The 13,750-nt window shown below is 71.0% G+C and carries 12 protein-coding genes; 7 read left to right on the top strand and 5 right to left on the bottom strand.

Annotated elements, in window-relative coordinates; genetic code table 11:
• The first annotated feature begins 116 nt into the window (after positions 1–116).
• On the top strand, positions 117–1,874 hold the full coding sequence (gene ctaD / locus OIE47_RS07040) for an aa3-type cytochrome oxidase subunit I (RefSeq protein ID WP_326560686.1): 1,758 nt from the start codon (positions 117–119) through the stop codon (positions 1,872–1,874).
• A gap of 102 nt (positions 1,875–1,976) precedes the next feature.
• On the opposite strand, the gene OIE47_RS07035 is transcribed toward ctaD, so the two are convergent.
• The 4 genes from OIE47_RS07035 to OIE47_RS07020 all read right to left on the bottom strand — a co-directional run bounded on the left by OIE47_RS07035 (position 1,977) and on the right by OIE47_RS07020 (position 7,953).
• Positions 1,977–3,236 (bottom strand): MFS transporter, encoded by a 1,260-nt coding sequence (locus OIE47_RS07035; RefSeq protein WP_326563012.1) that lies wholly within the window; start codon positions 3,234–3,236, stop codon positions 1,977–1,979.
• A 72-nt stretch (positions 3,237–3,308) separates the two neighbouring features.
• Positions 3,309–3,890 (bottom strand): isochorismatase family protein, encoded by a 582-nt coding sequence (locus OIE47_RS07030; protein ID WP_326560685.1) that lies wholly within the window; start codon positions 3,888–3,890, stop codon positions 3,309–3,311.
• Positions 3,891–3,919: 29 nt separating this feature from the next.
• Entirely contained in the window at positions 3,920–5,206 is a 1,287-nt protein-coding gene (locus OIE47_RS07025; RefSeq protein WP_326560684.1) for a nicotinate phosphoribosyltransferase, read from the bottom strand.
• A 53-nt stretch (positions 5,207–5,259) separates the two neighbouring features.
• Positions 5,260–7,953 carry a helix-turn-helix transcriptional regulator gene (locus OIE47_RS07020; protein WP_326560683.1) on the bottom strand — a complete coding sequence of 898 codons (2,694 nt, stop codon included), beginning with the start codon at positions 7,951–7,953 and terminating at the stop codon, positions 5,260–5,262.
• Between the two features lie 208 nt (positions 7,954–8,161).
• On the opposite strand from OIE47_RS07020, the gene OIE47_RS07015 reads away from it, so the two are divergent.
• From OIE47_RS07015 to OIE47_RS07005, 3 genes are all read left to right on the top strand, one after another.
• On the top strand, positions 8,162–9,850 hold the full coding sequence (locus OIE47_RS07015) for a hypothetical protein (RefSeq protein WP_326560682.1): 1,689 nt from the start codon (positions 8,162–8,164) through the stop codon (positions 9,848–9,850).
• Between the two features lie 104 nt (positions 9,851–9,954).
• Positions 9,955–10,245 (top strand): ATP-dependent Clp protease adapter ClpS, encoded by a 291-nt coding sequence (clpS, locus tag OIE47_RS07010; RefSeq protein ID WP_326563011.1) that lies wholly within the window; start codon positions 9,955–9,957, stop codon positions 10,243–10,245.
• A 64-nt stretch (positions 10,246–10,309) separates the two neighbouring features.
• The gene (locus OIE47_RS07005; RefSeq protein ID WP_326563010.1) at positions 10,310–10,804 is read left to right on the top strand and encodes a DUF2017 domain-containing protein; all 495 of its coding nucleotides are present in this window, start codon (positions 10,310–10,312) and stop codon (positions 10,802–10,804) included.
• A 59-nt stretch (positions 10,805–10,863) separates the two neighbouring features.
• Here the strand turns inward: OIE47_RS07005 and OIE47_RS07000 are convergent, their stop codons facing one another.
• Positions 10,864–11,727: an aldo/keto reductase gene (locus OIE47_RS07000; RefSeq protein ID WP_326560681.1), complete on the bottom strand. Its 864-nt coding sequence runs from the start codon at positions 11,725–11,727 to the stop codon at positions 10,864–10,866.
• A gap of 127 nt (positions 11,728–11,854) precedes the next feature.
• Here OIE47_RS07000 and OIE47_RS06995 point away from each other — a divergent pair, with 127 nt between their 5' ends.
• The 3 genes from OIE47_RS06995 to OIE47_RS06985 all read left to right on the top strand — a co-directional run bounded on the left by OIE47_RS06995 (position 11,855) and on the right by OIE47_RS06985 (position 13,745).
• The gene (locus tag OIE47_RS06995; protein WP_326560680.1) at positions 11,855–12,343 is read left to right on the top strand and encodes a M67 family metallopeptidase; all 489 of its coding nucleotides are present in this window, start codon (positions 11,855–11,857) and stop codon (positions 12,341–12,343) included.
• Positions 12,344–12,415: 72 nt separating this feature from the next.
• Positions 12,416–12,769, top strand: coding sequence for a MoaD/ThiS family protein (locus OIE47_RS06990; RefSeq protein ID WP_326560679.1), 354 nt, complete (start codon positions 12,416–12,418; stop codon positions 12,767–12,769).
• 10 nt (positions 12,770–12,779) lie between these two features.
• Positions 12,780–13,745, top strand: a complete 966-nt coding sequence (locus OIE47_RS06985) for a PLP-dependent cysteine synthase family protein (RefSeq protein ID WP_326560678.1) — start codon at positions 12,780–12,782, stop codon at positions 13,743–13,745.
• Positions 13,746–13,750 lie beyond the last annotated feature (5 nt).

Here is a 13,750-nt window from a genome sequence, read left to right as displayed (position 1 = left end):
GAGCCGCCGCTGCTGGGGACTATTCTCGCCTCCGAGATACGGCCAACAGAGAATCAACAGCGCGTGCGGATCAGATCTGTGGGCGCAGTGGGACCAACGAGAACCGGAGGCCACTCGTGACCACCGTCGCACCGAAGCCGATCGTGACCCGGCCCTGGCCGGTCCGCCAGCCGGTAAAGGGTTCGGCCATCGCGCGGCTGCTGCGTACGACGGACGCGAAGCAGATCGGGATCATGTACATGATCACGGCTTTCGCGTTCTTCATGATCGGCGGCCTGATGGCGCTGCTGATGCGCGCCGAGCTGGCCCGGCCGGGACTGCAGTTCCTGTCGGCCGAGCAGTACAACCAGCTGTTCACCATGCACGGCACGATCATGCTGCTGTTCTTCGCGACGCCGATCGTGTTCGCGTTCGCGAACTACGTGGTGCCGTTGCAGATCGGCGCGCCGGACGTCTCCTTTCCCCGGCTGAACAGCTTCGCGTACTGGCTCTACCTGTTCGGCGGGACGATGGCCCTCGGCGGCTTCGTCAGCCCCGGTGGCGCCGCCGACTTCGGCTGGTTCGCCTACGCGCCGCTGAGCAGTGTGGAGAACTCGCCGGGTGTCGGCGCCAACCTGTGGATCGTCGGCCTGGCCATCTCCGGTCTGGGCACCATCCTCGGTGGCGTGAACATGATCACTACGATCCTCACGCTGCGTGCGCCCGGCATGACGATGTTCCGGATGTCGATCTTCACCTGGGCCATCCTCGTCACCAGCCTGCTGGTGATCATGGTCTTCCCGCTGCTCGCGGCGGCCCTGTTCGCGCTCGCCGCGGACCGGATACTCGGGGCGCACGTCTTCGACGCGGCCACCGGCGGACCGATGCTCTGGCAGCATCTCTTCTGGTTCTTCGGCCATCCCGAGGTCTACATCGTCGCGCTGCCGTTCTTCGGCATCATCAGCGAGGTCATCCCGGTCTTCTCCCGCAAGCCGATGTTCGGCTACAAGGGCATGGTCGGCGCGATGATCGGTATCGCCGCGCTGTCGATGAGCGTCTGGGCGCACCACATGTTCGCCACCGGTCAGGTGCTCCTGCCGTTCTTCTCGTTCCTGAGCTTCCTGATCGCCGTACCGACCGGCATGAAGTTCTTCAACTGGATCGGCACCATGTGGCGAGGCCAGATCAGCTTCGAGGCGCCCATGCTCTGGGCGGTCGGCTTCCTGGTCACGTTCCTCTTCGGTGGCCTCTCCGGCGTACTGCTGGCCAGCCCGCCGGTCGACTTCCACGTCTCCGACACGTACTTCGTGGTGGCGCACTTCCACTACGTACTCTTCGGCACCATCGTGTTCGCCGTCTTTGCCGGCATCTACTTCTGGTTCCCGAAGATGTTCGGCCGGATGCTGGACGAGCGCCTGGCCAAGGTGCACTTCTGGCTCACCATGGTCGGCTTCCACACCACCTTCCTGGTGCAGCACTGGCTCGGCGCCGAGGGCATGCCCCGGCGGTACGCCGACTACCTGCCCACGGACGGCTTCACCACGTTGAACACGATCTCCACGATCGGCGCGTTCATCACCGGTATCTCCACGCTGCCGTTCATCTACAACGTCTGGAAGTCGTACAAGACCGGTCCGGTGGTCGAGGTCGACGACCCGTGGGGTCACGGCAACTCGCTCGAGTGGGCGACCAGCTCGCCGCCGCCGCTGCGGAACTTCGACCGGATGCCCCGGATCCGCTCCGAGCGCCCGGCCTTCGACCTCAAGTTCCCGGAACTGGCCGCCGGCCACTCCCTGGCCGGTCCGCCCGAGGGCGGCGCCAAGCCCCTGACCAGCGAGTCCGACGGCGGCGCCAGCTACCAGGAAGACACCGCCTCCGACCTGGACCGCCGCTAAACCCCAGCCCCACGGAAAGGCGCCGCCCCTGTGGGGCGGCGCCTTTCCGCATCCCCACCCACCCGCGCCCCCCGTGCCCCCACCCGTGCCCCTAGTCGTTGATCATGAAGTTAGCGCGGATTTTTCGCGCTCAGAGTGCGCTAACTTCATGATCAACGCCGGGTCGGTGGGGCGGGGGCGGGGGCGGCGGGGGTGGAGGGGGAGGGAGAGGAGGGCGGTTAGGGTGCCTAGGAGGCCGGTGGCGGCGAAGCCCCAGGCGGGGGATGTCGTGTCGATTATGGCGCCGGCCAGGGGGGCGCCCAGGGCCACGCCGACGGTGATGGCGGAGCCGTGCAGGCCCATCGCCTCGCCGCGCACACTGGCCGGGACGAGCCGGCTGACCGCGTCGGCGGTGGCCGCCAGGGTCGGCGCGCAGAGCGCACCGGCGGGCAGCAGCGCGAGGCTCAGCAGCCACCACCGGCCGCCGCCGAGTCCGACCGGGATGGTCGCCAGACCGAGCAGTACGGTCAGCAGCAACGGGGAGACGGGGCGGGACAGCGCACCGTACGCGAAGCCCCCGACCAGCGAGTACGCCGCCCACATCGTCAGCACCGCCCCGGTCCACCCGACCTGGCCGTGCTCGCGCAGCACCGCCACCACCGAGACGTCGGTGCCGCCGAGCACCAGGGTGCCGGCCACGCTGATGGCGAGCAGCCCGATCAGCCGAGGGGTGAGCCACTCCCGGCGCGCCACCGGCCGCCCCGGAGCGGTCGCCTCCGCCACTGTCCTGGTCGGCGGGTTCAGCACGAACAGGATCACCCCGGACAGGACCATGCCGGCACCGATGGCGAACATGGTGACCTCGGGCGACACGGTGGTGGCCAGGAGCACGGCCAGCGCCGGCCCGGTCATGAAGGACACCTCGACCGACATCGAGTCCAGCGCGTACGCCTGCCGGCGCCGCTCCGGCGGAACCAGCGCGGCGATCGACTGCCGGACCACGGAGAAGACCGGCAGGGTCAGCAGACCGCCGAACAGCACCGAGCCGAGCAGGACCGGATACGACAGGTGCGGTGCGGTGAGCCAGAAGACCGCCGAGGCGATCGTGGTCAGCAGCAGTACCGGCCGCAGGCCTCGCCGGTCGACCAGCCGGCCCAGCAGGGGCGCGCCGAGGGCCGAGCCGACCGTCATCACACCCCCGACGGCTCCGGCGGCGGCGTAGCCGTACCCCAGACTGACCACGTGCAGGGTCAGCACCACGGCAGAGGCCGCCATCGGCACCCTGGCCAGGATCGACACCAGTAGCAGCGGGCGGAGCCCGGGCAGCGCGAGCGCTTTCCGGTAAGGCTTCAAATCCAACACGGTCCGTACCTCCCGGACCATCCTGGCCCAGGGGTGGGACACCGGCGCCACCGGGTTTGCGGCCCGACCCGGCTCAGCGCCTCGCTGGCCGGCTCAGTGCCCCTGGATCACCGGTTCACCCAGGAGGATGATTCCCGCCTCGTCCAGCTCGGTGACCGTCTGGTCGGTGGTCAGGCGGGCCACCCCGGCGGTCAGGTCGAGCAGGACGGTGGTGGCGAAGCCCTCCCGGGCGGCGTCGAGGGCGGTCGCCCGTACGCAGTGGTCCGTGGCGATGCCGACCACGTCCACCGCGTCGACCTCACGCCCGCGCAACCAGTCGGCCAGTGTCTCGCCCCCGTCCGAGAACCCCTCGAACCCGGAGTATGCCGCCGACCGTTCCCCCTTGCGGAACACCGCCTCGATCGGGTCCGTACGCAGGTTCGGGTGGAAGTCCGCGCCCGGTGTCCCGGCCACGCAGTGCTCCGGCCACGAGTCCACGTAGTCCGCCGGCTCGGCGAAGTGGGCGCCGGGGTCGACGTGGTAGTCCTTGGTCGCCACCACGTGCTGCCACCGGTCAGGTTCGGTTTCCAGCAGGTCGGAGATCCTCGTCGCGATCCCGGCGCCGCCGCCGACCGGGAGCGAGCCGCCCTCGCAGAAGTCCTTCTGCACGTCGACGATGATCAGTGCTCTGCTCATCTGGGTAGCGCCTTTCGGGTCGTTCCGGGTCAGGTCGTGGGCACCACGGTGACCGGGATGGTCGGGTCGCCCGCGGAGAGCTTGAGCCCCTCCCAGGGGATCGAGATGAGGCACTGCCGCAGGTGCTCGCGGGACTCGACCAGGCCGGGCAGCTCCACCGGCTCGCCCGCGACCACGAAGCTGCGCTGCAGCAACCGGTCGTTGGGCCGGTGGTCGGGCACCCCCTGGGAGACCACGATCTCCTCGGTCGCCGTACCGGTCGGCTTGTGCCGGCGGATCGCCACCTTGCGCCCGCCGACGGTCGCCTTGTTCTCCGACCGCTTGACCACCGGGCGCCCGTCGACCTCGACCAGCTTGTAGACCAGCCCGGCGGTGGGCGCGCCGGACCCGGTGACCACCGCGGTACCGGCGCCGTACATGTCGACCGGTTCGGCGGCGAGCGCGGCGATCGCGTACTCGTCCAGGTCGCCGGAGACGATGATCTTCGTTTCGGTGGCGCCGAGCGAGTCGAGCAACTCCCGCGAGTGGTGCGCCAGCACCGAAAGGTCACCCGAGTCGATCCGGATCGCCCGCAGGTCCGGGCCGGCGACCGCGATCGCGTTCCGGATGCCCTGGGCGATGTCGTACGTGTCGACCAGCAGCGTCGTCCCCTTGCCCTGCGCCGCCACCTGCGAGGCGAACGCCGCTGCCTCGTCGTCGTGCAGCAGCGTGAACGCGTGCGCGGCGGTGCCCGCCGTCGGGATCCCGTAACGCTGCCCGGCGGCCAGGTTGGAGGTGAAGCCGAAACCGGCCAGGTACGCCGACCGGGCGGCGGCGACCGCGGCCTCCTCGTGCGCCCGGCGGGAACCCATCTCGATCACCGTACGGCCGCGGGCGGCGGTCACCATCCGGGCCGCGGCGGCGGCGATCGCGCAGTCGTGGTTGAGCACCGACAGGGCCAGGGTCTCCAGCATCACGCACTCGGCGAAGGTGCCGGAGACGGTCAGGATCGGCGAACCGGGGAAGAACAACTCGCCCTCGGCGTACCCCTCGATGTCGCCGGTGAAGCGGAACCGGGACAGCCAGGCGGCGGTCTGCTCGTCGACCACCCCGGCTTCGCGCAGCCAGTCCACCTCGGCGGAGTCGAAGCGGAATTCGCGGATCAGCTCGACCAGGCGGGCCGTGCCGGCGACCACGCCGTAACGCCGTCCGGTGGGCAGCCGGCGGGTGAACACCTCGAACACGCACTGCCGGTCGGCGGTGCCGTCCTTGAGTGCGGCACTGACCATGGTCAGCTCGTAGTGGTCGGTCAGCAACGAGGAACGGGGACTGCTCACCCGTCTAGCCTAAGCGCGGGCCCGTTCGGCCGGGACGGCATGTCCACAGGCGTTCATCCAGTGGTCTTGCCGTCGTGGTCCGGCAGTGCCCGCAGCGCCGGCCAGAGTTCCCCGCGCCCGGCCACCCCGAGCTTGGTGTAGACCCGCTGGAGATGGTTCTCCACCGTGCGGGTGGAGATGTAGAGCTGCTCCGCGATGTTGCGGCTCGGTACGCCACCGGCGGCCAGCCGGGCGATCTGGCGCTCCCGCTCGGTCAGGGCAGGCTGCTCGGCGGTCAGCGCCGGGCTCCGTACGGTGTCGCACCGCTCCAGCAGCGCGCTGAGCCGTACGTTCGCCTCGTGCGCCCGGGGTGACTTGGCCTCGCGGAGCCGGGCCACGGCCATCGCCGTCGCCTCGGCGGCGAAGAGTGTCAGTTCCAACTCGTCGAAGCTGTTCGCCACCGCCAGCAGGTCGTCGCCGGACCGGGCCGCCACCGCCCGGCCGTGCCGGGCCAGCAGCGGTGGCAGCACACCCTCGACCACCTCGGTCAGCTCGGTGAGCCGGTGCGCCACGCTCTGCCGCCGCCCCTCCCGGGTGGCCTGCCCGACCTCCGTGTGGGCACGGTCCAGCCGGACCAGGTCGTGCAGGGCCAGGATCTCGTGTCCGGTGAGCTTGTCCTCGCGGAGCTTGCCGACGAGCTTGACGAGGTGGTCGGCGGCTCCGTCGAGGTTGCCGGTCGCGGCCAGTACGGCCGCCCGCGCCTGCTCCCGCCACGGGTAGAGGATCGCCATGCCGGGCGAGTGCGTCTGGTCGGAGGCGGCCATCGCGTCGGTGGCCTGCACGGTGTCACCGCGCAGCGCCGCCGCGTGGGCCCGTTCGGCGTGCGCCAGGCCGGCGAACACCCGGCTGGTGGCGAGCATCGCGCACGCGTCCGTGCTGGTCCGCAACGCGTCCGCGGTCCGGCCCCGCAGCCGGGCGGCCTGGGCCCGCAGGATCGACAGGTAACCGGAACCGAGCCGGAAGTCCCCGGCCACCGCCAGGTCGGCGAACTCGGCGGCCACGATCGCGTCGATGCCGCGCAGGTCACCGGCGAGGGCGAGCCGGGTGCCCCGGGCCAGTTCCAGGGCGAGTTGCAGGTACGGCATGTCGGTACGCCACAGGGCCGCCTCCGCCTCCACCCCGGCGATCGCCCGTCCGCTGTGCAGCAGTTCACCCTGGGCCGCCTGCAGGTGCGCGATCGTGCACCGGGCCAGCCCGCGGGCGGCGAGACTGGCCGCCGGCCGGTCCAGCACGGCCCGGCTCAGCCGGAGCGCGTCCGCGAACTCGAGCTGGTGCAGGCGCATGATCGCCTCGAAGGCGCGTACCCGGGCGCGGGCCGGCGGGTCGGTGAGCTGCTCCGCCGCGGCCGAGATCTCCTTCACCGTCGACTGCTGACTGAGCCCCCAGTAGGTCACCATCCCGCGTACGGTCAGGTAACGGCCGCGTCGCTCGTCGGAGTCGACCTGGTCGACGATGCCGTCGAGGACCGTGATCGCCTTCTCCGGCTGGTCGGTGAACATCAGGATGGTGGCGAGCAGTTCGGCGGCGTCGAACCCGCCACCGGTGTCCAGCGCGGCCCGCGCCAGCCGGGCGGCGAGCGGTACGTCGAACCGGCCGAACGCCTGCACTGCCGCCTCCAGCAGCAGGACCGGATCCTGTGCGGTGCCGGAATCCAGCCGCAACACCGCCAGCCGCAGCACGTCGTCGCGGCGTTTGTTGCCGGTGGTCTGGAGCAGGTCGGCGAGTTCGGCCTTCAACCGCCGGGCCCTGGTCGCCGGGCACCGCTTGCGGACCAGGTCACCGTAGAGCGGGTGGGCGAGCTGCACGTTGGTACGGCGGTCATCGCGGAACTCGCGGATCAGGCCGCGTTCCTGGGCCGTCTCCACGTCCAGCTCGTCCGTGGCGTTCTGCAACAGCCGCAGCCCGATCGGCTCGCCCAGGGCGACCAGTTCGAGCACCTGGCGTACGCCCGGACTGAGCTGCCCGATCCGGGTGTCGATCAACTCCTCCAGGCTCGGGGCCAGTTCCACCGGGCCGCTCCGGGTCCAGGTCCAGGTGCCGAACTCGCTCTGCACCAGCTCGTTGCTGGTCATCGAGGCGATCACCAGCTCGCGCAGCATGAGCGCGTTGCCCTGGGAGTACCTGTAGAGCCGGTCGGCGGAGATGCCGTCGAGTTGGCCGCCGAGCATCTCGTTGAGCAGCTTGTGCGCCTCGGGCTGGCCCATCGGGCTCAGCTCCGCGTGCTCGACCAGGTCGTCCCTCCACAGTGCCCGGATCGACAGCGGGATCTCCTCGCCGATGCGTACGGTGCAGAACACCTTGGCGTTCTCGGCGTGCGCGATCAGGTAGACCAGCGCGGCCGAGGACTGGTCGAGCAGGTGGGCGTCGTCGATGGCGAGCACGATGGTCCGGCCGGCGGCCTGCTGGTGCAGCGCGTCGAGCGCCCAGCGCAGCACGCCCGCGGCGGAGAGTCCGACCGGCTGGTCGGCCGGCAGCACCTGGGCCAGGCCGCCGAGCGGCAGTCCGCCGGTGGCGATGTTCCCGGACGCGTGCCAGACTGCGAACCGGTCCGCCGGCAGCCGTTTGACCGCCTCCCGGAGGAGCCTGCTCTTGCCGATCCCGGCGTCACCACTGAAAATGAGGCCGCGACCGCGTGAACTGGTCGCGGCGGCGGTCAGTCGGTCAATCTCAGCCGCGCGGCCGACGAAGTTCCACAGGGGGATCGCCATCCCCGCAGCATATCGATCCAACTCATTCCAGGTGTGACTCGCGACGCGCCGGAGTTGAGTATGGCTACGGTTCCCGATGAGTAACAACGCTGCTCGCAGCGTGCGGGCATCGACACGTAGCGTTCTCTTTGTTCGGTGCTAATGCCGGACTCGTACCTGTCCGGCGTGATCCGTCGGACGCCGCCAGTTGGTTCAGGAGGCCGCCCGCATGGAGTCCGGACCGCGGTACAGCAGCACCGGTTCCGGCCCGGCCGACGCCGCCGGTACGGAGGGCGACCGACCGGACGCAGGTCCCGGCCCGGTCCGTACGTTCGCCGGCTCGGAGCTCGACGGCGGCCGACCCGCGGAGGCACCGGACCCGGCCGAGGTACGCGCACAGCCCGGCCCCGCACCCGCCGGCACCGAACAGCCCCGCGTCGACGCCGCGCTGGTCGACCCCGCGCCCGACGAACCGCTCGCCGTGGTGGCCGTCGGACCCGCCGGAGCGGACCGCACCGCCCTGCTCGCCGCCCTGCTCGACACCGACGAGTCCGGGCTGCGGGCACCGGAGGGCAGCTACCTGGTGGTACGGCACGGCCGGGAGGTCACCGGTGCCGCCTACGTCCCCGGTTACCGGGAACCGCACGGGTACGCCACCGGGGCGACCGCCGCCGGTCCGGCCCTGGCCCGCCCGCCCCGCCGGGTCGAACTGACCCACCCCGAGCCACTGCTGCGCCGCTTCGACCTGGTCGACGCCCCGGACACCGGAAGTCTCGGGCTGGCCGGCACCCGGGTCCTGCTCGACGTGGTCGAGCGGTCCGGTGCGCTGCTGTTCGTGATCTCCGCCGACCAGGCGCTGGGCCTGGCCGACCTGGACCTGCTGACCCAGGTCGCGCGGGGCGAGGCGAAGGTCTTCTTCGCGGTCACCCCGGGCGCGGACGGCTGGCCGGAGGCCGACACCAACCTCGGTCCGCTGCGTCCGGAGGACGACCTCGGCCCGGACATCGGTTACGTCGTGGACGCGCGCGATCCCGGCCCGACGCGGGTGATCCTCGCCGCGCACCGGGCCGCCCTGCTGGCCGCGGTGCCGGCCCTGGCCGACGCGGACTGGTTCGCCGTCGACCCGGAGTACGGGGACACCGGCCCGCTGCGCGGCGTACTGGTCGACTGGGCCGACCGGGAGGCGATGCGCCGGGTCGCCGCGCATCCCCCGGTGCCGCCGAACGCCACCCGTACCGTCCCGGTGGCCCGGGACGCGCACGAGTCGGAGTGGGCCGACTGGCTCGACCGGGAGGTGCACACCCGCGCCCACCGGCTCCGCCAGCACCTCGCCCTCGAACTCGCCCACATCCACCTGCGCTGCGTGCAGGAACTCGTCTTCGGCGGCGGGTGCCGGGCACTGCCCGGTGCGCTGGACCGCGAACTGCACGCACTGTCGCTGCGTGCCGTCGCCGAGTCCGACCTGGGCGTGGAGCGGATCCTGACCGAAACCCTCACCCGGGTCTTCGGCCAGCCACCGGACGAGGCGGTACGCCGACGGGTGGCGGTCGCCGTACGGTGGGGGTTCGCCGAGGACCGGGGCGGCCGGGAACTGGCCCGGGTGCTGCTCGTCACGAGCACCGGCGGGGTCGCCACGGTCACCGGGGCGCGAGCCGTGCAGGCGCTGGCGGCGTACCCCGGCGAGCTGGGCGGGACGGTCCTGCCGCCGATCGGCGCCGGTCTGTCCGGCGGCTGCTACCAGCACTGGCGCAACCCGGCGAACGCCGACACGCCCAAGGGGCGGTCCTGGCTCCAGCGGGCGCTGCGGGAGGTCGAGCTGGAGCTGGCCCGCGAGCTGACCAGACGGTTCAAGGCGGTCCAGGTCTCCCTGGGTACGGTGCTGAACGACGCCGTCGACCACGGCATCCTGCTCGCCTAGGCATGCCCCCGCGCCAACCGCCGAAGATCTTCCCGCGCCAACTTCCGGACAACGGCGGCGTTCCGGTTCAACAGTTCCCGTGGGGCAGTGGCACGATGGAGGGCATGGCGGCTCCCCAGATCGCACCAGTCGAGACGCCGGACACCGAGGAGGTGCCGGTTTCCGACCGGGCCTGGGTCACCATCGTCTGGGACGATCCGGTGAACCTGATGTCCTACGTCACCTGGGTGCTGCAGAAACTCTTCGGCTACAGCCACGAGAAGGCCGAGCAGCTCATGCTCGACGTACACCACAAGGGTCGTGCGGTGGTGTCCAGCGGCGCCCGTGAGCGGATGGAACACGACGCGGCACAGTTGCACGGGTACGGACTCTGGGCGACAGTCGACCGGTCGTGAATAGTGGGCACCGGGTTATTCGGTCCGGTCGGGCGCACGAGGGCAGCGGGGAATCGGAGTGAGCATGTTCCGTCGGTACGGCGAACACTGCGTGGCCACCTTCGCCGCGGACGAGGTACGGGTGCTGCGCAAGGTCGCCGGCGAGGTGGTCGGCCTGCTCACCGATGGTTTCGATCATGACGATCCGGTGGTCGGCCGGCTCTTTCCGGACATCTACCCCGAAGATCCGACCAACTCGGCCGAGTTCCGCCGGTACACCGAGGGCGACCTGAAGACCGGCAAGATCGACCAGGCCGGGGCGATCCTGGCCGGGCTGCCGCCGGAGACCGGTGGTGAGGTACGTCTCGATCCCGAGGCGGCCGAGGCGTGGCTGCGCGCCCTCAACGACGCCCGGCTGGCGATGGGCGTACGGCTGGAGATCAAGGACGGCACCGACCTGGGTGACGAGCTCGACCAGGCGATCCTCCAGGACCCGACGTCGAGCCGGGTGTTCCAGCTCTCCGTCTACGCCTATCTCGGCTACCTGCAGGAGTCCCTGCTCAACGCCCTGGTCGACTAGACAACGCGTACGCCGAGGGGCCCCGGGCGCAACCCGGGGCCCCTCGGCGCGTCCACGGCTCACCCGAAGGTGAGGGTGGCCAGTTCGTCGTCGTCCAGGGTCAGGGCGGTGGCGGCCACCGAGTCGAGGATCGACTCCGGCCGGCTCGCGCCGGGGATCGGGATGACCACCGGCGACTGGGCCAGGTGCCAGGCCAGGCAGATCTGCTGCGGGCTGACGCCCCGGGCGGCGGCCACGTCGGCGAACGGCTGGAACCGGTTGCCCAGCTCGCCCGCCTGGGCGATCCCGCCCAGCGGGGACCAGGGCAGGAACGCGATCCCCAGCTCGTCGCAGAGCAGTAGTTCCGGCTCGGAGCTGCGGAACGCGGGGGAGAACTGGTTCTGCACCGAGACCAGCCGACCGCCGAGGATCTCCTGGGCCTGCCGGATCTGGTCCGGGTTCGCGTTGGAGATCCCGGCCATCTGGATCTTGCCCTCGTCCAGCAGGTCGCGTACGGCACCGATCGAGTCGGCGTACGGGACCGAGGGGTCGGGGCGGTGGTGCTGGTAGAGGCCGATCGAGTCGACGCCCAGCCGCTTGAGCGACGCCTCGCAGGCCGCCCGGATCTGCTCCGGTCGGCCGTCGGTTCCCCAGGTGCCGTCGCCGGGCCGGACCATCCCGCCCTTCGTGGCGACGAGTACGTCCGAGGTGTCGCCGCCGTAGCTGCCCAGGGCTCGGGCGATCAGCGACTCGTTGTGGCCGACCTCGTCGGCGTACTGGTGGTAGGCGTCGGCGGTGTCGATTAGCGTGACACCGGCGTCGAGCGCGGCGTGGATGGTCCGGATCGACCGGTTCTCGTCGTCCGGGCGGCCCTCGATCGACATCGGCATGCCACCGAGGCCGATCGCGCTCACCTCGACGGCGCCGATACGGCGGTTCTTCATGACGGAGCCCTCCTTGGATCACATCTCGACCAACAGCTTCCCTCCCCGTGACCGGGCTAACCCGGCTGGGGGTCCACGGGTGAGGTGGCCCCCGCCGGGGCCCCGAATCAGGCGGTAAGCTGGTGCCGTGCTGAGCATCGACCGGGCCATCCGCGACGCGATCGTCGCGCATGCTCGTCGGGACCACCCCGACGAGGCCTGCGGTGTGGTCGCCGGCCCGGCCGGGAGCGACCGGCCGACCCGTCACATCCCGATGGACAACGCCGCCCGCTCGATGACCTTCTACGAGTTCGACTCGATGGAGCATCTGCGGGTCTGGCGGGAGATGGACGACCGGGACGAGGAGCCGGTGGTGATCTACCACTCGCACACCGCGACCGAGGCCTACCCCTCCCGCACCGACGTCTCCTTCGCCGGTGAGCCGGGCGCGCACTACCTGCTGGTCTCCACCCGTGACCCGGACGCCGAGGAGATCCGCTCGTTCCGCATCGTGGACGGCGTGGTCACCGAGGAGCCGGTCGAGATCGTCGAGGCCGCGGTGGACCCGCACGCCGTGCAGTCCTACATGTTCGGGCAGAGCCCGACGACGGTCGACTACGAGTGTTCCGGCCGCTGACCCGCTCGCGGGTGGCGCCCTGTCCGTAGTCCCTCCTTCCTCCGAAACCGTCGCATCTCTAGGAGTAACACCATGGCCATCGAGGTTCGCATCCCCACCATCCTGCGCAGCTACACCGGCGGCGCGAAGATCGTCGAAGGCGCCGGGGACACCCTGGCCGAGCTGCTGTCCAACCTGGACTCCAACCACGCCGGCCTGCGCGGCCGGCTGGTCACCGACGAGGGCGCCCTGCACCGGTTCGTCAACGTCTACGTCAACGACGAGGACGTACGTTTCCTCGGCGCCCTGGACGCGAAGGTCGCCGACGGCGACACCGTGACCATCCTGCCGGCCGTGGCCGGTGGCGCGTTCGGCTTCGCCGCGGCTGCGGCGATCATCTCGCACAGCGCGGCGACGGGTCGCCGCGCACCGGTCACCACCCGCTGAGGCGGCCGCCGTGGCGCGGTACGACAACCTGCTCGACGCCTGCGGCGGCACGCCGCTGGTGGGTCTGCCGCGCCTCTCACCGACGGTGCCCGAAGGGGCACCGTCGGTGCGGCTGTGGGCCAAGCTCGAGGACCGCAACCCGACCGGGAGCATCAAGGACCGGCCGGCCCTGCACATGGTCCGGGCGGCCGAGGCGGCGGGCCGGCTCCGGCCGGGCGACACGATCCTCGAACCGACCAGCGGCAACACCGGTATCTCGCTGGCCATGGTGGCGAAGCTGCACGGCTACCGGCTGGTCTGCGTGATGCCGGAGAACGTCTCCACCGAACGGGTCCAGCTCCTCCGGATGTACGGCGCGGAGATCATCTTCTCGCCGGCCGCGGGCGGTTCCAACCAGGCGGTGGCGACGGCCAAGCAGATAGCGGCCGAACACCCGGACTGGGTGATGCTGTTCCAGTACGGCAACGAGGCGAACGCGCGGGCGCACTACGAGACCACCGGACCGGAACTGCTCCAGGACCTGCCGACGATCACGCACTTCGTGGCCGGGCTGGGCACCACCGGCACCCTGATGGGCACCGGCCGGTACCTGCGGGAGAAGGTCGAGGGCATCGAGATCGTCGCCGCCGAGCCACGGTACGGCGAGGTGGTCTACGGGCTGCGCAACATCGACGAGGGCTACGTGCCCGAGTTGTACGACGCGACCGTACTGTCCCGGCGGTTCTCCGTCGGGACCCGGGACGCGGTGCTGCGTACCCGGCAACTGGTCGAGGTGGAGGGGATCTTCGCCGGGTTCTCCACCGGTGCCATCCTGCACGCCGCGCTGGCGGTGGCACACGAGGCGGTACGCGCCGGCCGCCGGGCCGACGTCGCGTTCGTGGTCGCCGACGGCGGCTGGAAGTACCTCTCCACCGGCGCCTACGGCGGCACCCTCAGCGACGCCGAGGAAGCCCTGGAGGGTCAACTCTGGGCCTGAGACCC

It is taken from the genome of Micromonospora sp. NBC_01796 (genome assembly GCF_035917455.1).
GTDB lineage: Bacteria > Actinomycetota > Actinomycetes > Mycobacteriales > Micromonosporaceae > Micromonospora_G.
The sequence above is the reverse complement of the archived record's forward strand: the minus strand, read 5'-3'. Positions and strand labels throughout refer to the sequence as shown.

Excerpts from the sequence above, each read along its gene's own strand:
- OIE47_RS07020 (WP_326560683.1), bottom strand. The coding sequence starts at position 7,953 with ATGGCGATCCCCCTGTGGAACTTCGTCGGCCGCGCGGCTGAGATTGAC.
- OIE47_RS06990 (WP_326560679.1), top strand. The coding sequence starts at position 12,416 with ATGGCCATCGAGGTTCGCATCCCCACCATCCTGCGCAGCTACACCGGC.
- OIE47_RS07005 (WP_326563010.1), top strand. The coding sequence starts at position 10,310 with ATGTTCCGTCGGTACGGCGAACACTGCGTGGCCACCTTCGCCGCGGAC.
- OIE47_RS07015 (WP_326560682.1), top strand. The coding sequence starts at position 8,162 with ATGGAGTCCGGACCGCGGTACAGCAGCACCGGTTCCGGCCCGGCCGAC.
- OIE47_RS07035 (WP_326563012.1), bottom strand. The coding sequence starts at position 3,236 with ATGGTCCGGGAGGTACGGACCGTGTTGGATTTGAAGCCTTACCGGAAA.
- clpS (WP_326563011.1), top strand. The coding sequence starts at position 9,955 with ATGGCGGCTCCCCAGATCGCACCAGTCGAGACGCCGGACACCGAGGAG.
- OIE47_RS07030 (WP_326560685.1), bottom strand. The coding sequence starts at position 3,890 with ATGAGCAGAGCACTGATCATCGTCGACGTGCAGAAGGACTTCTGCGAG.
- OIE47_RS07000 (WP_326560681.1), bottom strand. The coding sequence starts at position 11,727 with ATGAAGAACCGCCGTATCGGCGCCGTCGAGGTGAGCGCGATCGGCCTC.